The following is a 26490-nucleotide window of genomic DNA, read 5'->3' as shown; positions in this document are numbered from 1 at the left end:
TTTGACAGTTCCAAGCTTTCGCCAAGTAAAAAGGACCGGATGCCCGGTCCAAAATACTCAGATTAATCCTTTATCTTGTTAATCCTTTATCTTGCTCCAACCGGCGTTTTGTCGGAAGAGATTTTGCCGAGTGCTTGGCCGGCTTCATCTTCGAAGCTGCCGCGCACAGCCAGATCTCCAATGGCTACGATGCCAACGAGCTCGCCGTTCTCAACAACCGGCAGCCGCCGGATTTGGTTTTTCGCCATAATTTTGGCTGCTTCTTCAATAGAAGTATTCGAATCTATCGTTGCAATATCCTTCGTTATTACCTTTTCAACGGCCGTAGAACCTGAATGCTTTTCCGCATATCCGCGGACAACCAAATCACGGTCGGTTACAACACCAATGAGCTTCTTACCGTCAACAACGGCAACAAATCCGATATCGTGTTGTTTCATTTTCAAAGCAATTTCATATACATTATCCTGCAAAGTCACTGTCACGCAATCTTTACTCATAATATCCCGAACTGTTTTCCCAGCCATGTCCACGATCCCTCCCTTAGAGTTGTCTTACAGACATAGCATTCTCCAAAGGATGGACGGCATTCATGCCATATAATCCAAAGCCATTCCAAGCAGCAAATTTGCCGAATTCAGCATGGACTTCTCATCGATATCAAATTTGGGATGGTGGTGCGGATGGATAATCCCCGCTTCGACATTGCCCGCTCCAACAAACATGTAACAGCCCGGCCGATGGTGCAAATAATAAGAGAAGTCTTCTCCGGCCATAATAAGTGGAGATTCCTGCGTAGCTTCTGACCCAAATAATGCAGCTCCTACCTTAAAGAATCGACTAGCTTCATTCGCGTCATTCACTACCGTTGGATAGCCCAGCTTGTAATCAATTTCGTAAGCCGCTCCATACATTTCGCAAGTGGACTGCACGATCCGTTCGATGCGCTGCTTGACATCTTGTCTAAGCTCTGCGTTAAAAGTCCTGACAGTCCCGCTTAACGAGCTTGTTTCTGCAATGACGTTGAAGCTCGTCCCTCCGTGAAAGGAGCCGATGCTTACAACGCATGGTTCAATCGGATCTACTTGACGGCTTACAATCGATTGCAGGTTCACAACTAATTGAGAAGCCACATAGATGCTGTCAATGGTTTGGTGCGGCAAGCCGCCGTGACCGCCTTTCCCTTGAATCTGAATGGTAAATTCATCGGGAGCTGCCATTAATGGACCCGCTTTGGAGTAAACACTGCCTACTGGGAATGGTGTCCACAGATGTACGCCAAACACAGCATCGACACCTTCAAGCGCTCCATCTTGGATCATAGCATCAGCCCCGCCAGGGGTGATTTCTTCCGCGTGTTGGAACAGGAAAACCAGATTGCCCTTCAGCTCAGCCCGGCGCTTGCTTGCAACCTTGGCAATCCCGAGCAGAGTTGATGTGTGGGCATCATGGCCGCAGGCATGCATAACTCCTTTGGTCAGCGATGCATATGCGCAGTTTTTCTCATCTTGAATAGGAAGAGCATCCATATCGGCTCGCAGAGCAACGGTTGGTCCGTCTTCGCCGCCGCGAAGAAGCCCGACAACGCCATTGCCGCCAACGCCTTGACGGACTTCAATGTCCCAACTGCGAAGGTGGGTTGCTACGAAATCAGCCGTCCGGTACTCATGGAAGGAGAGTTCAGGGTTTTGATGCAGATAGCGCCTCCAACCAACCATTTCTTCATAAATGGCTTGTAAGTCCGCTTGAAAATCAATCATAGATAACTCCTCCGCTCATCCTTATATGTAGGTATTTCATATTTTGCCTAAGTGATTGAACCTATTCTACCAAATTAATGCGCCAGTTTCATCTCCAAAGTGCCATCAAATATTAGAAATTAGACAAAGCTATCGACTTGCAGAACCATTGGAAACATACTATCATGAATAAAGAATGCATACGTACAATATGGAGGCGTTATAAGTGATTATTGAAGCAACTGGCTTAAAAGGCTTAAAAAGCGATCTGGCTCACCTGGATGAAGTAACGACGAAGCTAGGTTTCGTGCGCTGGCAGTGGGAATACACTCGTGCTACTTATGATTTCAAAATGGAAGATAAAGCAAGCAAATCCGTATACTTCTTGCGCGTGAACACACGTGTAGAATCGGGCAAACTGGAGTCTCCTTACGCCATTTTGTTTCTAGAGGACGCATACATAGGCAGAGAAACATTCCCGCATGGTTTGGACTACGATTCACCAATTCCTGAATCCGTGCTCAAACTTTCCAAGCAAAAATTGGATCAGCTGAAGCAATTATTAGCGGACTAGGCGAGGATACAGCATGAATCCACCTCGAAGAGGAACGCCGGATTTTCTGCTGCTTCTATTAACCTTTGTGCTTGTATGCTTCGGTCTGGCCATGGTTTTCAGTGCAAGCTCGATGACAAGCGCTTATTATGGAGATCCCTGGGCATTCACGAAAAAACAGTTAATCGCAGTCGGGATTGGAACCATCGGCATGCTCTTTTGCATGAATCTCCATTACACGAAGCTCAAAAAGCTTGTCATCCCAGCGTTCTTCTTTATCGTGATTGCCCTAATCTTCGTTATCTTCACGACCAAAGCAAACGGAGCCAGCAGTTGGTACACGCTTGGTAAATTCGGCATTCAGCCCACAGAGTTCGCCAAGTTGATTGTCATTCTGTATTTGGCTTCGTTAATCAGCAATAAGGAGGAGAATTTCCGCAATTTCAAAAAGGGGCTTCTCCCCGCCTTGATTGTTGTCGGATTCGTCTGTTTCCTGATCATGCTTCAGCCGGATCTTGGTTCATGCATGATTCTTTTTATTTGTTCGGCCATCGTGATTATGGTTGGCGGCTCCAATTTGAAGCACATCTTCATGCTGGGGACAAGCTTGCTTACCCTTGGTGCAATCGGCGTAGCCCTTTATATGTTAAAAGGCGGCTCCGATGGCAATAACTATCGAATTGACCGTTTGACTTCGTTTATGGATCCTTTCTCGGACCCCCAAGGTGCCGGACATCAAGTGGTCCAGTCCTTATACGCATTTGGACACGGCGGCTTTCGAGGGGCTGGCTTCGGACAAGGTATCCAGAAACTGCACTACTTGCCTGAGGCACATAACGATTTTATTTTTGCCATTATCGGTGAGGAATTAGGATTTATAGGAAGCTCTCTATTTATTCTTATTTTCATTTTCTTCATTTGGCGGGGTATCCTTGTTGCCGTTCGCAGTCCGGATATGTTCGGCATGCTAGCAGGGGTAGGAATTATGGTGATGTTCGGCTTTCAAGCCTTTGTTAATATCGGAGGCGTCACAGGAACCATTCCCCTAACCGGGGTAACGCTCCCCTTTATATCAGCCGGAGGATCTTCCATGATGGTCTCTCTGATCAGTATGGGCATTATACTTAGTATATCTAGGGAACAAATACGCAAAGAAGAACCAGCTACCAAAAAAAGACCCTAATCGACACGAAATTCGATTGGGTCTTTTTTTTATTTTACACGAAGAGGATCGTCTGCAAGTTCTTCTTCTCTGAAAGCAACGCCTTCTACTTTAACGTTCACTTCAACCACATTTAAACCTGTCATATTCTCGACAGCTTCCCGAACGTTCTCTTGGAGATCCCTGCATACATCCTGAATACGGGAACCGTAATTGACGATAACGCGTAAATCGATGGCAGCTTCCACTTGACCTACCTCTACTGATACGCCTCGTTGCACGTTTTTACCGCTCAAGCGCTTAGCTAAGCCTTCTGAAATGCCGCCAGACATTCCTGCTATGCCAGCCGTTTCAAGAGCTGCTAGACCTGCTATTGTGGATACTACATCATCAGAAATACGAATTAAACCGGTTTGATTGTCTTCGGACATATGGATCAACTCCTAATATAGGGTTCTTTGAATGGAATGCCAAACTTCTCCACTCTGGTATAAATCTATTGTAATAAGTTCAATAGATGAAAGCAAGAACTGCCGCAAATGTCCAAATCGAATTTACTTTATCAGGCAAAGTGGGTATAGTAAAAAGAAGTAAAAAAGTTCCAATATTTCAAGGGTCGGAGGGTGTACATTGAAAGGTAAATTGTTTTATGCGGGTTTAATCATCTCTTTTGTATTGACAGGGATTGCACACTACATGCATATGAATACAACCCTGCAATTCGTCATTGCCTGTATCGCGATTATTTTTGTCGCCGGATTCCTGGGCAAAGCGACTGAAAGTGTGGCCCATTATGCTGGCGAACGGGTAGGTGGATTTCTTAACGCCACGTTTGGCAACGCAGCAGAGCTAATCATCGCCATCTTCCTTGTGAAGGACGGCTTGTACGATATCGTGAAGGCCAGCCTTACCGGGGCTATCATCGGGAATCTCCTGCTGGTGCTCGGGCTTAGTATTTTTGCAGGAGGACTTAAGTTCAAAGAGCAGTCGTTTAACGTCAAGCTGGCTTCCCACAACTCGTCCTTGATGATTCTCGGTGTCGTGGCGCTTTTCATTCCAGCGATTTTTACGGGAGGATTAACGTCTAAAGAAACTTCGACGATGAGCATGATCGTCGCGATTTTACTCATAGTCGCCTACTTGCTCTGGCTGTTGTTCTCCATGGTTACCCACAAAAGCATACTTTCCGATGCATCCATTGAGCACGGCGAGGCTGCTTGGTCCAAAACAACATCGATTCTCTTCCTCGTTCTATCCACCGTCATGGTTGCTTTCACGAGCGAATGGCTGGTTGGCACCTTGGAGGAGGTTACACATAAATTCGGATTCTCGGAGCTCTTTGTCGGGGCCTTCCTCGTAGCGATTATCGGGAACGCAGCTGAACACAGCGCAGCCGTTATGATGGCGATGAAAAATAAAATGGGTGCAGCCGTTGAAATTGCCATCGGCAGCTCCTTGCAGATTGCGCTATTCGTAGCTCCAGTGCTAGTGTTGGTCAGCTTCTTCATGAGCGGCACGCCAATGAATATCGTCTTCACAACCTATGAGATCGCCGCCATCGGGGTCGCCGTCTTCATCACCAAATCCATCACACAGGATGGTTCAACCAATTGGTATGAAGGTCTCCTCCTGCTCTTTGTCTACATCATCCTGGGCGTCGTATTCTTCCTCGTCTAACGTTCGTGTATCACCTCTACATACGCTAAACAAAAAAAAGTAACCCGAATGATGGGTTACTTTTTGTTATTCAGCGCTTCATATAGCTGAGCAAGGTTACGTTCAAGCTTACTGAGAATTTGCTTGCCTGGCATCTCGGAAATAAGTCCCGCACGAATGGCAAAATCAATTTCTCTAGACAGACCGTACATTTGCGTATCTAGAACCTCTTCGTACAACGGGCATTGACGTGTTGTCAAATTTTCCATTTGTACTTCGATCAGCTTTTCGATTTTATCTGCATCTTCTTGAAGAAGATTAAGCGCTTTTTGATTCATGTCCAACAACAGATCAGATGAAGACATTCCACTTCCCCCTATACGCATAGTCATCCGTCCTTATATGTATCTATATTAAGCGAAATTGCTCCAATATACAAGAGAAGGTACCCTCAGAGATTCTGAGAGTACCTTCATCAGGCATTATTCTAGTCTTCTACAACATTAACCCCTAGATCATGCTTAGCGAAAACTTCGGCCATAGCGACTTTCGCTTCTTGCTCATCTGGACCGTGAACGTGCAAATCATATTTGCTGGAGCTAAGCAGAGTTGTAAACAACCCCAAAATACTTTTCACATCGATATACTTATTATCATATTGGAGAACGATGGATGATCTAAATTTATTAGCTGTTTGTGAAATTTCAACAATTGCGGCGTTATTAGCACTTGGCATATTTCATTCCTCCATTTATTTGCATATGAGTTGGTCGCCTTGCTTTCTATATGATAACTTGGATAGGTGACAAAGCGCAACTAGAAAATTTCCTGCATTCTCCAACACTTTTATTTCGATTTGGGTGCCAGCACCTTCTTCACACCATTACCAACAAGAATTAAGACGACAAAGATACCGAGCAGAAGGAGAAGTCTTCCTTTATATTTGTGAAAATGAAATAAATCGTGTGCAATCATGGATTCTAAAAAAACGATGGGAAGTTTCCCAATGACAGTGCCCCAAAGAAATTGAGTGAATCGTACTCGCGTGAGTCCTGCAGCAAAGTTAATTGCCGATGACGGCAAAATCGGAATCAATCTCCCTAAAAGTACATAGACAAATCCACGCTGCTCCATGCGGCGGCTGAACTGAGTAACAAGCGGAAATCGTTCTAATTTCTTCTCTACCCAGGCATGTCCATAATAACGAGCAAAATAAAAAGAGGCAATTGCTCCTAGGCAAGACATGATATAGTTGACCAAAAACCCTACTTTAATCCCAAAAAGCGCAACATTCGTCCCGGCTACCAGCACAAAAGGAATAAACGGAAAAAAGGTTTGAGCAAATATCAAAGCCATGCCGATGATTTTGCCGGGCCAACCAAGATCATTCAAATGATCAGACAGCTGCCTCATATTGCTGTGAGCAAGTTTAATGCCTATGTGGTTAAAGAAGAAAAAATAAACCAAAAAACCGACTAAAATGATAATAAGTAGAATTGAAAGTATCCGCTTTCTGTTAGCCACTGACAAATTTCGACCATCCTTCCCTTAACCAAACCATTGTATCATGTTACCGTTAGTTCAGGAAGAGAAAAGTAGGGTAAAAGCATGCGTGTCTGAAGCTAGTCTGCCCTTTTTTTGCAACGTTATGAAAAGCAAAAACCACCTATCTATAGATAAGTGGTTTTTGTGGAAAGCTAGCCGACTTTAATTTGATTACGCCCACTGTTTTTAGCTTGATACAGCGCCATATCCGCCCGATAGAACAAGGATTCAACGCTGATCTTATCCTCTTCCCAGTTCCAATCGGATACCCCGCAGGAAACAGTCACTTGCGGACTGGTTTCCTTAAGAACTCTTGTACGTATGCGCTCTGCAATGCGAATCGTCTGATCTTTGGCGACTTGAGGCAGGTATACGGCGAGCTCTTCACCGCCCCATCTGGCCGCGATGTCGCTCTCGCGAATACAGGTCTTAATAATTTGACTCACCTGAATCAATATTTTGTCGCCAATTTGATGGCCGTGCGTATCATTAATGCGTTTGAAATTATCGATATCTACAACGATTAGCGAACCGCAGAAATCCTTCTTTTGCAGCAAATTCGCTTGCTCATCCAAATAGTGACGCGCATAAAGGCCGGTTAAATTGTCCGTGATAACCATACGTTTCACTTCCGCATGCAAAGAAGCATTCGTCATGGCTAAACCGATATGCCCGGAAAGCACTTGCAATAATTTGTAGTTATCGTAGGAAAAGAAATTCGGCTTGTTATGCGCCACGAGAATGACACCCTCTACACGGCCGTTCACTAAAATAGGCGATCCGATGAGCGATCTGGCGTTGCTTAACTGCATGAATTTAGACTTCACCTTATGGGTTGCCAGATAATCCGAAATGATAACAGCTTCTTTCGTCCTCCAAATTTGCCCGGAGAAGCCCTGATCCATCGTAAAAGTCTCTTGAAACAACGCAGGCAGGTTCGTGGCTTGCAGAATTAATTTGTCCGAATCTTGATCCGTTTGCAAAATGCAGCAAAAATCGGCTCCAAAGATGCTTAAAATCTCACTGGAAGCCGAGCTGAAAACTTCATTCAACCGCAAGCTCTGGTTAAGTTGCTTGGTAATTTCATTAATTAAGCGAAGCTCATTAATCATGACATTCGACTGCTCATACAGCTTCGCATTCTCAAATGCCGAACCTGCCGTATCGGCGAGCATTGAAATAAATTGCAAATCGGTGGCATGAATCAAATCATGCTCAAATTGCATATATAAAACGCCATACACGCCCTGCTTGCCGGATAATGGCGCCGCTACTTTCCCCGTACTTGGCCCTTCGCTGCCCTTCGTCGGCTCAAAGACCACGGTGCTTTCCATAAAGGCGCGCGTACAAATGTCATTCTCAATACTTTGAAAATTCAAGGGCTTAACGGACAGATTCGTTGAATCGTTATCTTGCGAGAGCAGCAGATCGACTTGAATATGCGGGTACACGCGGTACATGCATTCAATTGCCTCCGTCAGCACCGAGTCAACATCAATTTTGGCATGCAGCTTTTTAGAGGCTTCAAACAAAATGTCATGCTTTTTAAAATCAAGCTCTCTTTGCTGATTTTGCAGCAAGAGATGGTCATATCGGCGACGATCCTCAATGCTTTGTACACAGCTATGAAAGGAGATTGACAAGGTGTAAAGCAATTGAATAAGTCCGTTAGTCTCTGTAAGAAAATGGGAGAATAGTCCCAGATAGGCAATGGGTTGTTTTTGTGAGTCCAGGACCGGAATAGCGGCAGCATACATCGAACTCTGCCTTGAAACATCCAGTTCTTCGCCAGACATCACATGTAATCGAGGAATGGCTAAACATCTGGCTAAAGGATTCTCCTCTCGTTCAGCAAAGTTCCAAGACACTCCTGTCTGCGAGTATTCCTCCATAAACGGGGCGTTATTCAAACAAGCGTTAATGACACGAAGATCCCTATTTACGCACAACAATGCGGTTTGATGCGGTAGCATCGCTTGTCCAAATTGATAAACCCAATACTCAAATGCATCTTGCAGCGCTTGATCCGTATTGAATTCTCCATAGGAAAAGTTGCTAGGAAGAACAAGTCCTTGCCGAAGAAACTCTTCGAAGTGCTCTGCCGAACTATGTTGTTTCATACTACGAAGCGGTTCACTCATAGGCTCTCCTCACTAACAAACTATATAGTTCTTTTGATCCAGGCTAACATGTTACCACATTTATCATACTATTTTTCGACTGGTATTGCACGATATTTTCGATTTGTTTTGACGGATTGAGACTTGACACTTGCCCCGCTTTTTAATAAAATTAGAAGTCGAGTAACAACATGATTTCGGTGAATGCCATTTGTGATCACCCTCACTGCTTTTGCTCCTGCCAAGACAGCGGCTGAACTACTCTTGTCAGGGAATCACATTATGATTCGTAAGCAAAACCAGGCACTTGTCTTCACCCTGACATCTAGATGCTATCTACTAAACTATTTGTTAAAAAGAAGGAGTTTTTCCTAAATGTCACGTTATACAGGACCTAAGTTCAAATTAAGCCGCCGCGTTGGTATCTCTTTAAGTGGTAACGGCAAAGACATGAAACGCCCATTCCCTCCAGGTCAACACGGCCCGGGACAACGTAAAAAAATGAGCGGCTACGGCGTTCAATTAAATGAAAAACAAAAACTTCGTCACATGTACGGCTTGAACGAGAAGCAATTCCGCAACTTGTTCGACAAAGCTTCCAAACTTAAAGGTATCGCCGGTGAGAACTTCATGATCTTGCTTGAGAGCCGTTTGGACAACTTGGTTTACCGTCTTGGTCTTTCCAACTCCCGTGCAGGAGCGCGTCAACTCGTTTCTCACGGTCACGTAACTGTAAATGGCAAAAAAGTAGATATCGCTTCTTACATCGTATCCACTGGTGACGTTATCGCCCTTCGCGAAAGAAGCAAAGGCCTTTCCGCTGTGAAAGAAGCTCTTGCTAACCGTAACCACCTGCCAACTTACCTTGAGTTCAACGATGCAGCAGTAGAAGGCAAATACATCCGTTTGCCAGAGCGCGCTGAGCTTCCTCAAGAAATTGACGAGAAACAAATCGTCGAGTTCTACAGCCGTTAATAAAAGCAAACCCCTTAGGGAATTTCCTAAGGGGTTTATTTTATTTAAACTGCGCCAGATAGTAGTTCTTTTTGCCGCGGCGAATAACGATGTAAGACTCTCCGAGTCTGCCCAGGTCCTTGGCAACCGCATCAAGCTCTGTTATTTTGACCCCGTTAACCGTCACAGCTCCGCTTTCAATATCTTGACGAGCTTGGCGTTTGGACGGTGCAGCCCCTACAGCAATAAGCAGATCCACCAAAGGCATATCCTCTTGTTCTAGTGTCGAAGACGGAACATCCTTAAAGGCTTCCTCGATCTCTGTACGAGATAGTTCCTGGATATTGCCACTGAATAATGCCGCTGTAATATTAAGCGCGCTCTCCAGGGCGTCTCCCCCGTGCACAAGCTTCGTAACTTCACGAGCAAGCAATTTCTGCGCTTCTCTTTTCTCAGGCTGAGTTTGGACCTCGACTTCCAATTGCTCAATTTCCTCGTGGCTGATAAACGTGAAATACTTCAGGAAGCGAATAACATCGTTGTCCGCCGTACCCAACCAGAACTGGTAGAACTGGTAAGGGGACGTTTTGCTTGCATCCAGCCAAATCGCTCCGCCTTCTGTTTTACCGAACTTTTGTCCGTCACTTTTGGTCACGAGCGGCAAGGTTACGCCGTAAGCTCTGCTCTCCGTTGTTTTGCCAATAAGTTCAAGACCGGCTGTGATATTGCCCCACTGGTCACTTCCACCGATCTGCAAGGAACAGTTTTTCGTTTCGTTCAGTTTCAAGAAGTCGTAGGATTGCAGAATCATGTAACTGAATTCCGTAAAAGAAATACCTTTTGTGATCCTGGAGTCAACGGAATCCTTCGCCAGCATGTAGTTGACTGTGAAGTTTTTACCCACATCTCGCAAAAATTCAATCACATTCAGAGACCCAAGCCAATCATAGTTGTTGACTAGCTCCGCGCTATTTTCGATATCCGATGAAAAGTCCAAAAATCTAGATAGCTGACCTTTAATGCTTTGGGACCATGCTTCAACTGTTTCTGGCCCATTCAAGGTTCTCTCATTCGCTTTACCACTAGGATCTCCAATCAAGCCAGTGCCTCCGCCTACGAGTGCCAGAGGAATGTGACCCGCCAATTGAAAACGGCGCAATGTCAAAATAGGCAGCAAACTGCCGATGTGCAGGCTATCCGCTGTCGGATCAAACCCGCAATACAAGACGACTCGCTCTTCGCTTAACTTCTTGTCCAAGCCCTCGCGGTCTGTAATTTGATGAAGCAATCCACGAAACTCCAAATCCTTCAAAATCGACATGTTCATCCATCTCCTTTGTTATGTGGGCATACAAAAAAGCCTTCTTATCCACAAGGGACGAGAAGACTTGACTCGCGGTACCACCCTAATTAAAACAGCAGTTACGTACATCTATAGGAACAACGCCCGTGTACGGCTAACTATTTTCACTCAAGAACCTGTAACGGGGTTTAATCGGCAAACACTACTAATGCAGCTTCTGTTGCTGCAGGTTCCCATTCACTGCTCCAGACCGTAATTCACTAACCTGCAGGTACCGGTTCGCACCCTCCACCGGCTCTCTGAAAGCATCCACAAGCTACCTACTGCTGATCTCTCTACGCATTTGATACAATTTATATCACAGATTTCCGGCAATTGTCAAACGATGCAACCACCTTTCTTCGACACATCATTACCGCTGGGAGGGCAATTATGGTATACTATTAGGGTTCATGTAAGGAGGATATTGGAACTTATGCGTAATTTTTTCGCCAAAATCAATCGCCCTTGGGTAAGAACGACATTTAAAGTAATCGGAATTACGTTAAAATGGACGCTCATTTCTGCCTTTTTAGCAGGAATCGTGGGCGGCTCCGCGGCATTTGGATATGTCAGTGCACTGGTCAAAAAAGATCCTGTCCGCAGCGAGGAAGAAATTCGCCAGCAGATGCAGGAAAACGCAATAACCGGCTTTGCTTACTTCAATGACGACACGGTCATTGGACAATTGCGAACCGAAGAAGATCGGCGTCTCGCTCAATTGGATGATATTCCGCAAGTATTGTTAGATGCTGTTCTTTCCATTGAGGACAAAGACTTCAACGAACATCACGGAATTGATTTCCGGGGACTTTACCGGGCAGTGACACAGAAACTGCTGAATGAAGAAGTCCAAACCGGAGGAAGTACGATTACACAACAGCTCGCCAGACGGGTATTTTTAACGTTGGATCGAGATGATGGCCGTAAAGCAAGAGAATTGCTGCTTGCTCTGCGGATGGAACGCCTGATGTCCAAAGATGAGATTTTGCTCGCCTATCTGAACAAAATCCCTTATGGAAACGGCTCAACCGGTTACAACCTATATGGAATTAAAGCGGCTGCCAAAGGTCTGTTCGACATTGATGATCTGAGCAAGCTTAACGTAGCCCAAGCCGCCTATCTGGCTGGACTGCCGCAATCCCCTTCTCAGTACTCGGCATTCACAAGTAAACCGGAGTTTGATGAAGATGGCTTCAAAAAGGCTGTTACCAGGCAACAGCTGGTACTGAAACGGATGCTCGAAGAAAAGAAAATAACGAACGAGCAATATCAAGCCGCTCTCAAGTTTGATCTGAAAGGATCCATGCCATCTGCCGCTCAAAAAGCGTACACGACTTATCCGTATCTGATGATTGAGACGGAGCAGGAAGCAGCCGAGATTTTGCTGAAAATTCAAAAGCCAGACCTTGATCCTACCAAAAATCAAGCCGCTTATAATGAAGCTTTGAAAGGCATACATACTCAGCTGCTGCGCGGTGGTTATCAAATTTACACCACGATCGACAAAACGATTTATGATTCCATGCACGAAATCTCAAGCAACGATAAGAACTTTGCACCAAACGATGAGAAAAAGGGCATTGAGCAAGTCGGCGCGATCATGATCGATTCCAAGTCAGGCGCTATCAAAGGAATGATCGAGGGTCGGAACTTCTTTGATGAACAGCTGAATCACGCTACACAAGCGTATAGACAGCCAGGTTCAACGATGAAGCCCATCGCCGCATACATTCCAGCTTTAGAAAAAGGAGTCATTCAACCGGCAAGTATTGTGGATGACATTCCGATCATTCTCAAAGACGGCGTCAAAGGTTTCCATCTGCCAGAGAACTGGGATCACAAGTTCCACGGGTTGATGACAGCCAGAAAAGCATTGAACCAGTCTTACAATATCCCTGCCATCGATATCTTTTTGAATAAAGTCGGTATTAACGACGCCTGGGATTTTGCGAAAAAGCTAGGCATTACTTCTATTCAAAAAGAAGATTATTACGCCCAAACCGGGGTAATCGGCGGATTAAGCCGCGGTACTTCCGTCAGAGAGCTGACTGGAGCCTACGCTTCTATCCCGAACAAAGGACAATACAATGAAACATTCATGATTCGCGAAATCAAAGATTCGAACGGCCAGACGATTTATTCTCATGATCAAAAGCCAACTCAGGTCTACTCCCCGCAAAGCGCGTATCTGATTACGGATATGATGAAAACGGTGATTAGCCAAGGTACCGCTACCGATCTCATGAAAAAGTATAAATCTTACGGCAAAATCGAGATTTCAGGTAAAACAGGCTCTACACAAGATGATGCTGATGCATGGTTCATGGGTTTTACACCGGATATTACGGTCGGCGTTTGGATTGGTTATGATCAACCTATCAATAAGCTCTCTTCCAAAACGCTGCAAACGAATCACGCCAAAGACGTCTGGGCCTTAATCATGAATAAAACGATCGAACAGAAGCCAGAGCTCTTCCCTACCAAAACGTTCGCCAAACCTGATGGTATCGTATCGGCAACTGTATCCAGCTTATCAGGCAAATTGCCAAGCGAATTAACGACAAGCTCGAATCTTCAAGTGACCGATATCTTCAACAAGAAATATGTGCCTACGGAAGTCGACAATGTCATGGTGCGGATGAAAATCAGCTCCTACAACGGCTTGAACTACATTGCGCAGGATCAAACGCCGGTAGATTTCGTTCAAGAAAAAACGGTTATTAAACGCCAAAAATCGATTTCTCAGTTGCTCAAGGAAGTTCAAGACGCATTGAATAAGCTTCCTGAGAAAAGCAGAAAGCCAATCGATAATTACAAACCAACCGATTATGATGACGATGCTCCTTCCGAAACTGATCCAAGGGTTGATGACGGCAAAGAGCCCACTGCTCCAACGAATATAACAGCAACAAAGTCCGGAGAAACGGTCTCCATCACCTTCCAGCCAACCCCGAACCCGGATATAGTCGGTTATCGCATTTATCGTTCGGATAACCGCGGCAAGTTCCAGCTATTAGGCGGCAAAGTTGTTTTAGCCGGTGCGGATTCGAAATTTGTTGATACGATCCCTGCATCAAGTTTAATGGGATACTATGTGACGGCTGTCGATGTTGCCGGTAAAGAATCAGCTCCAAGCCGTTCGGCCTATACCGACGGAAGCTCACTGGATTCGCTATTTGTCCCATCCGATGATGGCACGCAGATCCCAGGTGCCCCAGGTGCATCCACTCCACCTACTGGCGCAACTGAACCGCCAAACACGACATCGAAGGATTCACCAGGCGCTCCAACCGGACTTAAAGCCAAAGCAGACGGAGCAGGCATTGTGCTCACTTGGAAAGCAAATGCTGCGAAAGAAAAAGTCAAAAAATATAACGTCTACTATAGCAACAAGGAAAAAGGCACCTACTCCAAACTTGGCACGGTAGAAGGCGGAACAGAGTTTCATTATTATGCAGCAGCTTACAATGGCTTCTACAAAGTAACGGCTGTCAGTGACTCAGGCGAGTCCAAAGCATCTGCTTCCATTGCCTATAATGACTAAAAAAAGAACCTAGTGATGATAATCATCGCTAGGTTCTTTTTCTGTTCATCGTTCAATTCATGCTAATCTTCAATCGTGGATAAGTCGCCTGTTGGGAGATTGAGCTCCCAAGCTTTGAGGACACGGCGCATAATTTTGCCGCTGCGTGTCTTCGGCAGCTTGTCTTTGAATTCAATTTCACGAGGCGCAGCATGGGCGGAAAGCCCTTCTTTGACAAATTTGGAAATGTCCGCTTTCAGCTCATCGGATGGTGTGAAGCCTTCACGCAGCGCGATAAACGCTTTGATAATTTCTCCGCGCATCGGATCAGGCTTGCCAATGACCCCTGCTTCTGCAACCGCTGGATGCTCAACAAGCTTGCTTTCAACCTCGAATGGACCTACCCGCTCTCCAGCTGTGTTGATAACATCATCAACGCGTCCTTGGAACCAGAAGTACCCTTCTTCATCTTGATAAGCCGAATCACCGGAAACGTACCAGCCTGTCAAACGGAAGTATTCTTCATATTTAGCTGGATTGTTCCAAATTTTGCGCATCATGGACGGCCAAGGTGTCTTGATCGCCAGGTTGCCCATCCGGTTCGGAGGCAACACATTCCCGGCATCGTCGATAATAGCCGCTTCAACGCCCGGAATCGGACGTCCCATGGAGCCAGGTTTAATCGTCATGGACGGATAGTTACAGATAAGCTGTCCGCCTGTTTCCGTCATCCACCATGTATCATGAATACGTTGGTTGTACACTTTCAGTCCCCAACGAACAACTTCCGGGTTTAACGGCTCACCAACGCTCAGCACATGGCGAAGCGACGAAAGATCAAATCCGGAAACAACATCATCGCCTGCTCCCATTAACATACGGAAAGCTGTCGGTGCGCTGTACCAAACGGTTACTTTATATTTTTGCAGCGTGTTGTACCAATCCTGAGGACTGAAGCGTCCACCACGGATGACATTCGTAGCTCCATTCAACCACGGAGCAAAAATGCCGTAGGAAGTACCTGTTACCCAACCTGGATCGGCTGTACACCAGTAAACATCGTCTTCTTGGAGATCCAGAACGATTTTACCTGTATAGTAATGTTGAATCATCGCATTCTGTACATGGAAAACACCTTTCGGTTTACCAGTTGAACCCGACGTATAATGAATAATAAGTCCATCTTCACGGTCCAGCCACTCGATTTCAAGCTCCGAAGAAGCCGCTTCCATCTCTTTGTAGAAGTCAACATGGCCTTCAGCAGGCTCCACATTGTCTCCCACAACGATGATGTGCTTCAGATGAGGAAGTTCACTCGAAGGAACCCGGGAAAGCAAGCTTGGCGTCGTCACAATCGCAACAGCTTCACTGTCTTCCAGACGATCTTTCACCGCTGTTTCCATAAAAGCTTCAAACAAAGGCCCTACAACAGCCCCTACTTTCAACGTTCCTAGCAACGCATAGTACAGCTCAGGCGTACGTGGCATGAAAATAAATACGCGCTCACCTTTGCCGATACCTAGACCACGAAGCACATTACCGAACTGATTGGATCTATCTTTCATCTGTCCAAATGTTACGGCCTCTTCTCTTTGGTTGTCGCTGTAATAGAGAGCAACTTTATCCTTCTTCGACGATTCAGCATGGCGGTCAATAGCTTCATAAGCCATATTCACTTTGCCTGTTTCGTACCAGGAAAAGCTCTTCTCGATCTCTTTCCAGTCAAAATTGGCGTGTGTTTCCTCATAATTTTTCATGTTAGGATTAGTAGCTACCGCTTCAACGAGTTCAACTTTCATTTGATCCATGTACGTAAAACCCTCCTCACGAGATAAACCGCTTTCATTTTACTGATGTTTTCGAGCAAAATGTGATCGATTTTTGACATATTCTATTATATCACACGGAGAATTTTTCGCCTACGCCTAAGTTCAGCTTTTATTTGCAAATAAAATTTGGTATAAAGGGACTATGACCTAACCGAGAAGGAATCACTCATATCATGCTGTTTTTCAAAAGGAGAGCTAAGGTTATGCAGCATTCCAAAATATATCACTCATTTCGCTTGCGAACAGCTCCCGATCAACCAGAAATTACGATAGAAGGTCCTGTTTCTGCTGACAGCTTGCAAAGTCTCACGATGCACAGCAAATTAGATGCCTTCCGCAGACCCAAGGAACAACTGGAAGCACTCATTGAAATTGCCGAATTACCGGAAGGCCGGATTATCATTGCCAGGGATGGCGCTACCATTGTCGGTTACGTCACCTTCCATTATCCAGACGAAATCGAGCGGTGGTCACAAGGAAATATGCAGGATTTAATAGAGCTCGGTGCAATAGAAGTTGCGGATGACTATCGCACCATGGGGCTCGGCAAACGTATGATTCGCCTTGCTTTCGAAGATGAGCAAATGGAGAATGTCATATGCTTCACCACGGAGTATTATTGGCATTGGGACTTGGAAAATAGCAAGCTCACCGTCTGGGAGTATAGGCAAATGATGGAGAAGTTGATGAAAAGCGTCGATATGATCTGGTTCGCTACAGATGATCCAGAAATCTGTTCGCATCCGGCCAACTGTCTAATGGTTCGTATAGGCAAGCAAGTGCCTATATCTTCTGTGGAACAGTTTGATCGTATTCGTTTTCAACAGCGCTTCATGTACTAAAGTCAAAAACAAAAGTAAATCTGTCTTTTGGATTTCTAGGACTTCAAGCAAGCATGTTAGCTCATTCGGGGGAATGTGGGATATGAACAAGAAGGCATCAAATCCTGTCTTTATCTATGATGACGAAGAGATTCACTATAAATTTAATGAAGATCATCCCTTTAATCAAGACCGTCTCGTGATGACGGTCGATCTGCTGCGCAAAGCCGGTGCGCTCCCAGACAACGCGCTGTGGGCGCCTCGCTTCGCTACAGACAGCGAGCTGCTGCGGGTTCACGCCCCGGCTTACATCGAAGCTGTGAAAGCGCTTAGCGCTTCCGTGCCGGAGGAACGATGGGTCAAAGAAGCGGCACGCTTCGGACTCGATACCGATGACACGCCATTTTTCCCGGGCATGCACGACGTCACGGCGAAAATTGTTGGCGGTTCCATTACCGCAGCGGAGCTGGTGATGTCCGGCCAAGCCCCGCACGCGCTGCATCTGGGCGGCGGGCTGCATCACGCGCTGCAGAGCAAGGGCGCGGGCTTCTGCGTCTACAACGACGCTTCAGCGGCGATTGCGCACGCCAAAGAGACGTACGGCGCGAAAGTGCTGTACGTTGACACGGACGTGCATCATGGGGACGGCGTGCAGTGGAGCTTCTACGCCGATCCCCAGGTATGCACGTTGTCCATTCATGAGACGGGGAAATTTCTGTTCCCCGGCACAGGAGCCGTGAACGAACGCGGAGAAGGCGACGCGTTCGGAACAAGCATTAACGTCCCGGTGGAACCTTACACCGAGGATGAATCGTGGCTGGAATGCTTCGGCGAGGTGCTGACCGAGACGATCGCCCGCTTCCAGCCGGACGTCATTATCTCGCAGCATGGGTGCGATGCCCATGCTTTCGACCCGCTCGCGCATGTACATTGCTCCATGCGCGTGTACAAGGCTATGCCCGAGCTAATCCACTCCCTTGCGCACCAATGGTGCGAAGGGCGGTGGGTGGCGCTCGGGGGCGGCGGGTACGACATCTGGCGTGTCGTACCAAGGGCTTGGAGCCTGCTCTGGCTCGTGATGAGCGAGCAGGCGGTAATCCCCCAGCTGGCGGCGCAGCCGCAGCTGAGGCTTCCCCAGGCGTGGCTGGACGCCTGGCAGAGCAAGAGCCCGGTCCAGCTCGTGGATACGTGGCTGGACCCTGTGGACGCTTGGGCGCCGATTCCGAGGCGCCAGGTCATTACAGAAAAGAACCGGCAAACGAAGGATCTCTCGATGATGTATTTGAAGTAGGCAGCCTATAAAAAAAGAGTTAAGCATGTTGTACATGCCTAACTCTTTTTTTATGTTCCCATCACAGCTGCTTCACAATTTCCTCAACCATTTTATAAGAATTCTCAGATGCTTGAACCGTGAATTCCGCAAAGTTCACATGAGCGGAGCCATCTGCTTTATCAGACATCGAGCGAAGCACGACGTATGGAATAGCATTCATGGAACAAACCTGGGCAACGGATGCTCCCTCCATCTCCACACAAACGCCGCCAAGCTCTGTGTTAAGGCCAGCTACTATTTCACGGCTAGCAATGAACTGGTCGCCGGAGAGCACTCTCCCCTTTTTTACTTTACCTGCAAAAAGTTTCTCGCCTGAAGCAACGGCCAAATCCACCAGCTTGCTATCCGCTTCAAAAACAGATTTCACTTCGTAAGGAATGATGCCTCGGGCGAAACCAAGCGGTGTAACATCCATGTCGTGCTGCATGCACTCGCTGGAAACAACAAGATCACCGATATTCAGTTCCGGATCCAATGCACCGGCAACACCTGTGAAAATGACGGCTTCAACACCGAATTTATCGATTAGAATTTGAGTGGTTACAGCAGCGTTAACCTTGCCTACGCCAGTGCGGCATACAACGACTTCCTTGCCAAAATACGTCCCTTCTCTGAAGGTAATTCCCGCTTTCACGGTTTCACGCACATCCGACATATGCGCTACAAGCAGTTCAATTTCTTCATTCATCGCACCGATTAGTGCAAGTTTATTCCATGTCATTTCATCGATCCTCATTTCCATAATGTATAAAAGAGAAAACCTCTAAGCGGCGTCATCCTCGAAAGGAAGAGCTCACTTAGAGGCTTAAGTTCACTAGGATTGTGTAACAGAGTTACGGTAAATCACTTCATGCGGCAAAATGACCTGCATATTATCCGTTGATTCCTTGTTCATCAACTTCGTCAGAAGACGCATCGAGACCGCTCCGATATCATACATCGGTTGAGCGACTGTCGTAAGCGTCGGTCTTACCATGGAAGCCATGCGAATGTTGTCCACACTGATTACGGCGATATCTTGCGGTACTTTGAGTCCGCTATCTTGAATCGTGTGAATGGCGCCAATCGCCATCTCATCTGTCGCCGAAAAAATAGCAGTTGGACGAGGGGAAAGCTCCAAGAAATATTTGACTGCGTCCACACTGGATTCATATCGATAGTTCCCGATACGAACATACTCGTCGCGCAGCTCAATTCCTGCTGCATCGAGCGCTTTCTTGTACCCTTGGTAACGGGCGAATCCATTAGCCGGATCTTGCAAAGTTCCGGAAATCATCGCAATATCGCGGTGTCCCGCTGCGATTAACACATTAACGGCATCAAATGCAGCTTTCTCGTGGTCAATATCGACGGAAGGCATCGTTTGTGCCTCATCCTTCGTTCCACATAAGACAACAGGAACGGAAGACGTGCGGAAAGCTTGAATGTGATCTTCTGTCACGACACCACCCATGAAGAGCAAGCCATCGACTTGTTTTTCCAACAGCGTGTTGATGACGCGAATTTCTTTTTCCTTCTTCTTGTCGGCATTACACAAAATAATATTGTAGTGATACATATTCGCAATATCTTCAATTCCGCGCGCTACTTCTGCGAAAATTGAGTTTGAAATATCGGGAATGACGACACCAACGGTTGTCGTTTTCTTACTTGCCAATCCTCTTGCCACCGCATTAGGGCGGTAACCGAGTCGTTCAATGGCTTCAAAAACTTTCTTACGTGTTTGCGGCTTTACGTTCGGATTGTTGTTTACAACCCGGGAAACGGTTGCCATGGATACGCCTGCTTCTCTTGCTACATCATAAATGGTTACGGTCACGGTTACTCTCTCCATTTTCAAAAGTATTCTGCGAGCCTAGTATATTACCGTTATGATACGACAAATTAATCCATCTTGCAATGAAAAATGAAAATACTTTGAAAATAATTTCATTTTGTTTTCAAAAGGTACACAAATATGTACAAAAGCCAATCCGTAAGGGATTGGCCGTTTGTAACTTATGTCGAGATTGCGCTTTGTGTGATTTGAGATAACCGTTTGCGAATTTCTTCGGTCCACGGCTCGTCACCTAGCGATTGTGCCAGCAGTAAGATGTCCAGAAGCTCATTTATACGTTCTTCAACAATCTTTTCCATGGAATCATTCATATGTTCTTTCTCAGTTACCTTGAGCAGTAAGAAAGCTACTTCCGATAGCTCATGAAAAAACAGCTGCTGCTTCTCAGGCTTACTCCCCAGCTTGCCGATTAAACCGGTAAGCTCGGGTTTAACATGAGGAACAACTTCACTGCGTCCACAAGCCTCACATGAATAAATAGGTACATTTTCAATATCGACTTTACTTTGATAAATAACCGTACGCAGACGAAGGTTCATCGTGCGTCCGCACTTACAAAACTTTTGCATTCTAACACTCCTTCACTGGCAGGCGGCATGAACATGAATTTCTTGTAATAAAGATATTCTACGATTCTATACGATTTCCTGCCGAAAGGAGAGTAGTAGTTTTTGCCACGAATGGAAGTGTCAAGTTACTTTTCCTGATGTTTATGGAATTGCACCAGCTCGTCCACAAAACGCTTGGAAAATGCCGGTAGATCTGGCGGGCGACGCCCTGAGATGATATTACGGTCGACCACGACTTCTTCATCGACCCAAGTAGCTCCAGCATTTTCGAGGTCATCGCGAATGCCTGGCGTGGAGGTCATGGTATAGCCATTTACGATTTTTGCTGAAATAAGCACCCAGCCGGCATGGCAGATTTGAGCAATTGGCTTCACCGCGGCATGGAACTCCTGCGTAAGGCGGAGCACATCCGGATAACGGCGTAATTTATCAGGAGCCCAGCCTCCTGGCACATAAAGACCGATATAATCCGAGGACTTCACTTCATCAAAAGCAAAATCCGTTGTGATCGGGACGCCATATTTGCCATGATAAACCGTTTTCGCTTTTGGCCCGACGATATCTACGACAACACCCGCCTCGCGCAAACGTAAAACGGGATACCACATCTCCAAATCTTCGAACTCTTCATCAACAAATGCCAATACCTTCGTACCCTTTAATTCCATCCTAAGTACCTCCTACAATGGACTCTGTCTGTTCGGTTTGTGCTAACAGCTCTATGATTTCATCGCTGGTTTTGCAAACTAAAATTTCATTTACCAACTGCTTGCATTTCTTAGCGTCACTGCTTAATAAGCGGTGTTTGACTTGCAAGATCGTTTGCACAGATATGCTCAGTTCTTCAATGCCTAGACCTAACCAAATAGGAAGCGCGCGGACGTCTCCCGCCATTTCTCCGCAGACACCAACAGGAATGCCAACACTTTTGCCAGCATCAATCACGTGTTTAAGAAGTCTGATAACAGCCGGATGATAAGGATTATATAAGTGCGCAATATTTTCGTTCATCCTGTCTACTGCAAGTACATATTGAACAAGATCGTTGGTGCCGATACTCATAAAATTCACTTCACTGGCAAGGACGTCTGCAATAAGAGCCGCTGCTGGTACTTCAATGGTTAATCCTACTTCAATTTGAGCATTGTAAGGAACCCCTTGGGCACTGAGTTCAGCTTTCGCCTTCTCCAGAAGGGCTTTGGCTTGACGCACTTCACCGAGCGAAGTTACCATTGGATACATGATTTTCACGTTCCCATAATGACTTGCTCTGAGAATAGCTTTTAACTGTGTCATAAAAAGATCTTTGCGATCCAGTGAGATCCGAATGGCCCTGTATCCAAGGAACGGATTATCCTCTTTGGCAAGCGGCATGTAATCCAGCTTTTTGTCTCCGCCAATATCCAAGGTTCGGATAACAATAGGACGGCCTTTTAATTGTTTGGCAGCGTGACGATAGACTTCAAACTGCTCATCCTCGCCAGGCAGTGAATCACGGTCCATGTATAAATACTCCGTACGGAACAAACCGACGCCAGAAGCCCCGTTGCGCAGAACCTGATCGATCTCCATAACCGAGTTGATGTTGGCGTGCAGATTCACATAGCTATTGTCCACAGTGACAGGCGCAACATCTGCGATTTCCTGCAGACTCTCTTTGAATTCCAGCCAATTCTTTTTGCGAGCCTGGTAACGCTCAATCGTGATCTTGTCCGGATTGATATACAAGGTGCCCTCTTGACCGTCAATAATCAAGAAATCGCCGTTTTGAATCGGACGCAGAAGCTTCCCTTCCAAGCCCAACACATAAGGAACCGACATGGCTCTCGCCATGATCGACACATGCGAATGCGTACCTCCTAGAATGGTTAGAAGCCCTAATACTTTAGTCGGATCCAGATGAGCCAATTGCGAAGGTGTAAGCTCTTTTGCGACTAAAATATACGGATGATCGATAGGCGGAACGGTTGAACTGGTATCCCCAAGCAAATGCTTCAGAAGCCTGTTGCCCACATCTTTAATATCCAGCGCGCGTTCCTTCATGTACTCATCATCGATCATATTGAACATACCGACGAATTTATCGATTACTTCTTTCACCGCAACTTCGGCGGCTTTATACTGAAGCTCAATGATCCCCTGAATTTCATTCATAAAAATGGGATCTTCCAAAATCGCCAAGTGGGCATCAAAAATATACGCCTGATCTTGCCCGACAACTTCCTTAATTTCCTGCTTGATTAACTCTAATTCATCTTTAGAAGAGCGGATGCCGTCATACAACCGCTCAAATTCATAAGCCAAATCTGTCACATCGATCATTTTCTCAGGAAAATCCCACTCCCACGTAGGAATGACAAAAGCCTGACCCATTGCTATGCCTGAAGACGCGCCTATCCCTCTGATCATCCGTTCATCCCCCCCGTAGATTTAGTAGGCTTTAAGACGACGGACATCACAGAACCTTGGCCTTTTTTAACAGATTTGAACGGAGCAAAGCTCCAAGACTTAACAAGATCCGGATTTGTAATAATCATCGGTGTCGCCAAAGATGAAGCAAACTTTTTAACTTTATTATAATTAAATTTAACTAACAATTGTCCCGCTTCAACACGATCGCCTTCTTTTACCACAGCATTAAAGCACTTGCCCGGTAAACTTGACGTATCAATACCAATGTGCAGCAAGACCTCTAGTCCTTCATCCGTCAAAATGCCCAGGGCATGCATGGTCGGATAAATATGCATGATGGTACCTGCAACAGGCGAGACCAGCTCCCCTTTTTCAGGAATGAACGCAACCCCGTTGCCCACCAATCGCGAGGCGAAAATGCGGTCAGGCACTTCCTCAATAGGAATCATGCGTCCCTGCATCGGCGAAGTAAACAATACCACATGAATATCTTTGCGCAGTACTTTCATAATCTCTTCACGAATTAGCTCTGAGAATGTCCCGAACACGACCTGAACATTGCCTCCTCCAAGACGGATGACGCCTGCAGCTCCTAAATGTCGTAATGCCGTGATGTCAATCAATCGATCATTAACAAGCGTAAGGCGCAATCTGGTAATGCAGGCTTCAATCTTCTTAATATTGTCTTTCCCACCCAAGGCTTGCAAAATTAAAGGTGAACGATACGGAATATCGCCAGCCCATTCTTCAAGTGAAGATCCTTCTTCCCTGCCTGGCGTCGGGATTTGGAACCGTCTGATCGCCCAGCGAAACATGAAGTAATACACCAGTCCATACACGATTCCAATCGGGATTAGCAGTAGACCGTTATGCGATAAATGCAAATTAATAACATAGTCTATAGCACCTGCCGAGTAGGAAAAACCATGTTGAATATGCAGCTCATAAGCCAACCACATGGCTACACCTGATAAAATAGCGTGAATAATGAACAAATAAGGTGCAACAAACAGGAAAGCAAACTCAATTGGCTCCGTGACACCTGTCAAAAAAGAGGCTAGCGCCGCTGTCAGAAATGTCGCCTTAATCTTCGGCTTCAAATCCTCACGCGCTTCCCCGATGATGGCAAATGCAATGGCAGGAAGCGCAAACATCATGATGGGGTATAGACCGGCCATGTACATCCCAGCCGTAGGATCACCGGCAAAAAAACGTGGCAAATCCCCGTAAGCCATCTGCCCTGATGGTGTTTTGTAAGCTCCCACTTGAAACCAAAAAAAGTTATTCAAAATATGGTGCAGACCTGACGGCACCAACAATCGATGCGCTATACCGTAAATAAATGCACCAAACCCGCCAAGGCCGAGCAGCCAAGTCGAAAGCTTACCCATTACATCTTCCAAAAACGGTCCTATCACAATCATAATATAGGACACAATGAGCGTGCACATCCCCATGATGAGCGGCACCATGCGGGGTCCACCGAAAAATTGTATGTATTCAGGCAGCTTGATCTCTTTGCAGCGATGATAAATAATGGCTGCGAGCAAGCCGATTAAGATCCCGCCCGGTACACCCAATTGAAAGTGGGACCCCAGTGAATGTTCGATGAGCCTTGTAAACATAAAATAGCCCAGCATGGCAGACAGTCCGGCGATTCCGGCACTTTCCGTAAGACCGAGCGCCACGCCAACAGCGAATATGATGGGTATATAGTCAAAGACCGTATTCCCTGCTAACAGCAGCATATCCCCAAAGCCGGATGCATGAATCCCGTCCCAAGGTAGATTCCCCAGACTAAGCAGCACAGCAGCAATAGGAAGCGCAATGGTGGGCAGCATTAATGAGCGGCCAAGCTGTTGTAAGTTCCCCATCCAGTTCAAACGTATGCTACCTCCTAAAAGTTTTGCTTAAACAAAACCAACATCGTAAGCCAAAGCCCAGTGTTCTCAAAAACTTACATGGTAAGCATAAGCCTCTCTTATCAAATCGTATAGCTTGTTTGCCCGTTTGTCAAAACAAAATAAGCAGGTCGAGGATCGACCCGCTTATACATGTTGGAAAGCATACGGCAATTAGTACGAAGAATTATTTCCGTATTGCTGCCCCATGCCCGTACTGCTGAAACTTTGGATGTACGGTTGTGTGTTTTGCTGTTGGTAGCTTTGATATCCCGTTTGTCCTTGCTGCCCTTGTTGCCCTTGCTGTTGATAGCCTTGTTGCGTGCTTTGTTGAAAGGCATAGCTCGGTTGGTAGGAGTAGGATTGCGCAGAAGAATTAGACGAGTCACTGCGCAAATACGCATCATGGCCTGGCTGGTTTCCACGGTAATTAGCCGTATGATAAGCATTAGGGGAAACATAGGTTTGAGTATTAGGCTGCTGATTCATTTGCGAAGAGCTCGTATAGTGGCTCGTGATCGATGGTTGGCTATAGGAATAAGTTGACGGTTGAGACTGGTTGGAAGTGAAGGTATTGCTTTGGTTATTCATCCCGTTGTAGGTAGAATAAGCGCTTTGGAAGCTTGATGGTTGGTAATGCGATGACACGGAAGACTCGCTGCGTGTATAGTTGTCATTGCCCGTCTGGTTCCCCCGGTAATTCGCCATATGAAAAGACTCCGTGGCAGCATGGCCTTGATTATAGCCCTGATTTTGATTGCTGCCTTGACTATAGCCTTGACTAAAGCTTTGAGTAGTATTGCCCGATACCGGTTGCGTGTAAAAGGACTGGACATATCCTACAGGTTGATACTGCTTTTGGTAACCTTGATATTGAGAGGTGTTGCTCTGATAACCTTGTGACGCTTGGTTGTTGTGGGACGCTTGCATACCTTGCGAAGAGTTTCCGAACGATGAAGTACCGTTGTTGTTGAAGTTGTTATACATGTGTGTAAATCCTCCTACATACTTCTATTTTTTGGGCACCTTTTGGGAGCCTCTTTTATTCTCTCCGCTCCTCCGTTTTTTATTTATTTTTATTTTAAGATCTATGCAAAGTGGTTCAAATGAGAAAACATACTTTCTATACACGTAAGTTGACTAATGGGAAATGAATATGCCATAATTTCTTAGTACCCTATACACTTTACA

At 46.0% G+C, this 26490-nt stretch carries 23 protein-coding genes and 1 other annotated feature; of the genes, 7 read left to right on the top strand and 16 right to left on the bottom strand.

Annotated features, from left to right (window positions below; translation table 11 throughout):
• Window positions 1–86: 86 nt before the first annotated feature.
• Window positions 87–527, bottom strand: a complete 441-nt coding sequence (locus tag PCH02S_RS09040) for a CBS domain-containing protein (RefSeq protein WP_127452171.1) — start codon at window positions 525–527, stop codon at window positions 87–89.
• A 63-nt stretch (window positions 528–590) separates the two neighbouring features.
• Window positions 591–1760 carry a M20 family metallopeptidase gene (locus PCH02S_RS09035; RefSeq protein WP_127452170.1) on the bottom strand — a complete coding sequence of 390 codons (1170 nt, stop codon included), beginning with the start codon at window positions 1758–1760 and terminating at the stop codon, window positions 591–593.
• A 205-nt stretch (window positions 1761–1965) separates the two neighbouring features.
• Between PCH02S_RS09035 and PCH02S_RS09030 the strand changes: the two genes are divergently transcribed.
• Window positions 1966–2313 (top strand): YugN family protein, encoded by a 348-nt coding sequence (locus PCH02S_RS09030; protein ID WP_127452168.1) that lies wholly within the window; start codon window positions 1966–1968, stop codon window positions 2311–2313.
• Between the two features lie 13 nt (window positions 2314–2326).
• The gene (ftsW, locus tag PCH02S_RS09025) at window positions 2327–3475 is read left to right on the top strand and encodes a putative lipid II flippase FtsW (RefSeq protein WP_127452166.1); all 1149 of its coding nucleotides are present in this window, start codon (window positions 2327–2329) and stop codon (window positions 3473–3475) included.
• 29 nt (window positions 3476–3504) lie between these two features.
• Here the strand turns inward: ftsW and PCH02S_RS09020 are convergent, their stop codons facing one another.
• Window positions 3505–3885 (bottom strand): Asp23/Gls24 family envelope stress response protein, encoded by a 381-nt coding sequence (locus PCH02S_RS09020; protein ID WP_127452164.1) that lies wholly within the window; start codon window positions 3883–3885, stop codon window positions 3505–3507.
• A 199-nt stretch (window positions 3886–4084) separates the two neighbouring features.
• Here PCH02S_RS09020 and cax point away from each other — a divergent pair, with 199 nt between their 5' ends.
• Window positions 4085–5131, top strand: coding sequence for a calcium/proton exchanger (cax, locus tag PCH02S_RS09015; protein WP_127452162.1), 1047 nt, complete (start codon window positions 4085–4087; stop codon window positions 5129–5131).
• A gap of 56 nt (window positions 5132–5187) precedes the next feature.
• On the opposite strand, the gene PCH02S_RS09010 is transcribed toward cax, so the two are convergent.
• The 4 genes from PCH02S_RS09010 to PCH02S_RS08995 all read right to left on the bottom strand — a co-directional run bounded on the left by PCH02S_RS09010 (window position 5188) and on the right by PCH02S_RS08995 (window position 8796).
• Entirely contained in the window at window positions 5188–5475 is a 288-nt protein-coding gene (locus PCH02S_RS09010) for a YlaN family protein (protein ID WP_056833125.1), read from the bottom strand.
• Window positions 5476–5597: 122 nt separating this feature from the next.
• Window positions 5598–5846, bottom strand: coding sequence for an HPr family phosphocarrier protein (locus tag PCH02S_RS09005; protein ID WP_127452161.1), 249 nt, complete (start codon window positions 5844–5846; stop codon window positions 5598–5600).
• A 110-nt stretch (window positions 5847–5956) separates the two neighbouring features.
• Entirely contained in the window at window positions 5957–6634 is a 678-nt protein-coding gene (locus PCH02S_RS09000; RefSeq protein ID WP_246069010.1) for a TVP38/TMEM64 family protein, read from the bottom strand.
• Between the two features lie 173 nt (window positions 6635–6807).
• Window positions 6808–8796: a sensor domain-containing diguanylate cyclase gene (locus PCH02S_RS08995; protein ID WP_246068999.1), complete on the bottom strand. Its 1989-nt coding sequence runs from the start codon at window positions 8794–8796 to the stop codon at window positions 6808–6810.
• A gap of 354 nt (window positions 8797–9150) precedes the next feature.
• Between PCH02S_RS08995 and rpsD the strand changes: the two genes are divergently transcribed.
• Complete coding sequence (gene rpsD, locus PCH02S_RS08990; RefSeq protein ID WP_127452159.1) at window positions 9151–9750, top strand: 30S ribosomal protein S4; 600 nt, start codon at window positions 9151–9153, stop codon at window positions 9748–9750.
• 40 nt (window positions 9751–9790) lie between these two features.
• On the opposite strand, the gene tyrS is transcribed toward rpsD, so the two are convergent.
• Window positions 9791–11050, bottom strand: coding sequence for a tyrosine--tRNA ligase (gene tyrS / locus PCH02S_RS08985; protein ID WP_127452157.1), 1260 nt, complete (start codon window positions 11048–11050; stop codon window positions 9791–9793).
• Window positions 11051–11100: 50 nt separating this feature from the next.
• Window positions 11101–11379, bottom strand: a binding site (T-box leader).
• A gap of 128 nt (window positions 11380–11507) precedes the next feature.
• Between tyrS and PCH02S_RS08980 the strand changes: the two genes are divergently transcribed.
• Entirely contained in the window at window positions 11508–14618 is a 3111-nt protein-coding gene (locus PCH02S_RS08980; protein WP_127452156.1) for a transglycosylase domain-containing protein, read from the top strand.
• A gap of 62 nt (window positions 14619–14680) precedes the next feature.
• Here PCH02S_RS08980 and acsA read toward each other — a convergent pair whose 3' ends face one another.
• Window positions 14681–16405 carry an acetate--CoA ligase gene (gene acsA / locus PCH02S_RS08975; protein ID WP_127452154.1) on the bottom strand — a complete coding sequence of 575 codons (1725 nt, stop codon included), beginning with the start codon at window positions 16403–16405 and terminating at the stop codon, window positions 14681–14683.
• A gap of 224 nt (window positions 16406–16629) precedes the next feature.
• Here acsA and PCH02S_RS08970 point away from each other — a divergent pair, with 224 nt between their 5' ends.
• Both PCH02S_RS08970 and PCH02S_RS08965 read left to right on the top strand, forming a co-directional pair.
• Entirely contained in the window at window positions 16630–17268 is a 639-nt protein-coding gene (locus tag PCH02S_RS08970; protein WP_127452152.1) for a GNAT family N-acetyltransferase, read from the top strand.
• 82 nt (window positions 17269–17350) lie between these two features.
• Window positions 17351–18538: an acetoin utilization protein AcuC gene (locus PCH02S_RS08965; protein ID WP_127452150.1), complete on the top strand. Its 1188-nt coding sequence runs from the start codon at window positions 17351–17353 to the stop codon at window positions 18536–18538.
• A 61-nt stretch (window positions 18539–18599) separates the two neighbouring features.
• Here PCH02S_RS08965 and PCH02S_RS08960 read toward each other — a convergent pair whose 3' ends face one another.
• The 7 genes from PCH02S_RS08960 to PCH02S_RS08930 form a co-directional block, all read right to left on the bottom strand.
• Window positions 18600–19301 (bottom strand): 5'-methylthioadenosine/adenosylhomocysteine nucleosidase, encoded by a 702-nt coding sequence (locus tag PCH02S_RS08960; protein WP_127452148.1) that lies wholly within the window; start codon window positions 19299–19301, stop codon window positions 18600–18602.
• 93 nt (window positions 19302–19394) lie between these two features.
• A complete protein-coding gene (gene ccpA, locus PCH02S_RS08955; RefSeq protein ID WP_127452146.1) occupies window positions 19395–20399 on the bottom strand; it encodes a catabolite control protein A in 1005 nt (334 codons plus the stop codon).
• 179 nt (window positions 20400–20578) lie between these two features.
• On the bottom strand, window positions 20579–20986 hold the full coding sequence (locus PCH02S_RS08950) for a hypothetical protein (RefSeq protein ID WP_127452144.1): 408 nt from the start codon (window positions 20984–20986) through the stop codon (window positions 20579–20581).
• Between the two features lie 125 nt (window positions 20987–21111).
• A complete protein-coding gene (locus tag PCH02S_RS08945; protein ID WP_127452142.1) occupies window positions 21112–21654 on the bottom strand; it encodes a type 1 glutamine amidotransferase domain-containing protein in 543 nt (180 codons plus the stop codon).
• A 1-nt stretch (window position 21655) separates the two neighbouring features.
• Window positions 21656–23395, bottom strand: a complete 1740-nt coding sequence (gene ptsP / locus PCH02S_RS08940) for a phosphoenolpyruvate--protein phosphotransferase (protein WP_127452140.1) — start codon at window positions 23393–23395, stop codon at window positions 21656–21658.
• Window positions 23392–25281 (bottom strand): glucose PTS transporter subunit IIA, encoded by a 1890-nt coding sequence (locus PCH02S_RS08935; RefSeq protein WP_127452139.1) that lies wholly within the window; start codon window positions 25279–25281, stop codon window positions 23392–23394. Before PCH02S_RS08935 ends, ptsP begins: the two co-directional genes overlap by 4 nt.
• A 192-nt stretch (window positions 25282–25473) precedes the next feature.
• Window positions 25474–26286, bottom strand: coding sequence for a hypothetical protein (locus tag PCH02S_RS08930; protein ID WP_127452137.1), 813 nt, complete (start codon window positions 26284–26286; stop codon window positions 25474–25476).
• Window positions 26287–26490: the final 204 nt, after the last annotated feature.

The sequence above is a fragment of the Paenibacillus chondroitinus NBRC 15376 genome, assembly GCF_004000765.1.
GTDB lineage: Bacteria > Bacillota > Bacilli > Paenibacillales > NBRC-103111 > Paenibacillus_E > Paenibacillus_E chondroitinus.
The sequence above is the reverse complement of the archived record's forward strand: the minus strand, read 5'-3'. Positions and strand labels throughout refer to the sequence as shown.

Bases quoted from the DNA above. Each gene is read 5' to 3' on its own strand.
- PCH02S_RS08945 (WP_127452142.1), bottom strand. From the start codon at position 21,654: ATGGAATTAAAGGGTACGAAGGTATTGGCATTTGTTGATGAAGAGTTC.
- PCH02S_RS08960 (WP_127452148.1), bottom strand. From the start codon at position 19,301: ATGACATGGAATAAACTTGCACTAATCGGTGCGATGAATGAAGAAATT.
- ftsW (WP_127452166.1), top strand. From the start codon at position 2,327: ATGAATCCACCTCGAAGAGGAACGCCGGATTTTCTGCTGCTTCTATTA.
- PCH02S_RS08965 (WP_127452150.1), top strand. From the start codon at position 17,351: ATGAACAAGAAGGCATCAAATCCTGTCTTTATCTATGATGACGAAGAG.
- PCH02S_RS08950 (WP_127452144.1), bottom strand. From the start codon at position 20,986: ATGCAAAAGTTTTGTAAGTGCGGACGCACGATGAACCTTCGTCTGCGT.
- ptsP (WP_127452140.1), bottom strand. From the start codon at position 23,395: ATGATCAGAGGGATAGGCGCGTCTTCAGGCATAGCAATGGGTCAGGCT.
- PCH02S_RS09040 (WP_127452171.1), bottom strand. From the start codon at position 527: ATGGCTGGGAAAACAGTTCGGGATATTATGAGTAAAGATTGCGTGACA.
- PCH02S_RS08970 (WP_127452152.1), top strand. From the start codon at position 16,630: ATGCAGCATTCCAAAATATATCACTCATTTCGCTTGCGAACAGCTCCC.
- PCH02S_RS08980 (WP_127452156.1), top strand. From the start codon at position 11,508: ATGCGTAATTTTTTCGCCAAAATCAATCGCCCTTGGGTAAGAACGACA.
- PCH02S_RS09020 (WP_127452164.1), bottom strand. From the start codon at position 3,885: ATGTCCGAAGACAATCAAACCGGTTTAATTCGTATTTCTGATGATGTA.
- tyrS (WP_127452157.1), bottom strand. From the start codon at position 11,050: ATGTCGATTTTGAAGGATTTGGAGTTTCGTGGATTGCTTCATCAAATT.
- rpsD (WP_127452159.1), top strand. From the start codon at position 9,151: ATGTCACGTTATACAGGACCTAAGTTCAAATTAAGCCGCCGCGTTGGT.
- PCH02S_RS08995 (WP_246068999.1), bottom strand. From the start codon at position 8,796: ATGAGTGAACCGCTTCGTAGTATGAAACAACATAGTTCGGCAGAGCAC.
- PCH02S_RS09005 (WP_127452161.1), bottom strand. From the start codon at position 5,846: ATGCCAAGTGCTAATAACGCCGCAATTGTTGAAATTTCACAAACAGCT.
- acsA (WP_127452154.1), bottom strand. From the start codon at position 16,405: ATGGATCAAATGAAAGTTGAACTCGTTGAAGCGGTAGCTACTAATCCT.
- PCH02S_RS09010 (WP_056833125.1), bottom strand. From the start codon at position 5,475: ATGTCTTCATCTGATCTGTTGTTGGACATGAATCAAAAAGCGCTTAAT.
- PCH02S_RS09035 (WP_127452170.1), bottom strand. From the start codon at position 1,760: ATGATTGATTTTCAAGCGGACTTACAAGCCATTTATGAAGAAATGGTT.
- PCH02S_RS08930 (WP_127452137.1), bottom strand. From the start codon at position 26,286: ATGTATAACAACTTCAACAACAACGGTACTTCATCGTTCGGAAACTCT.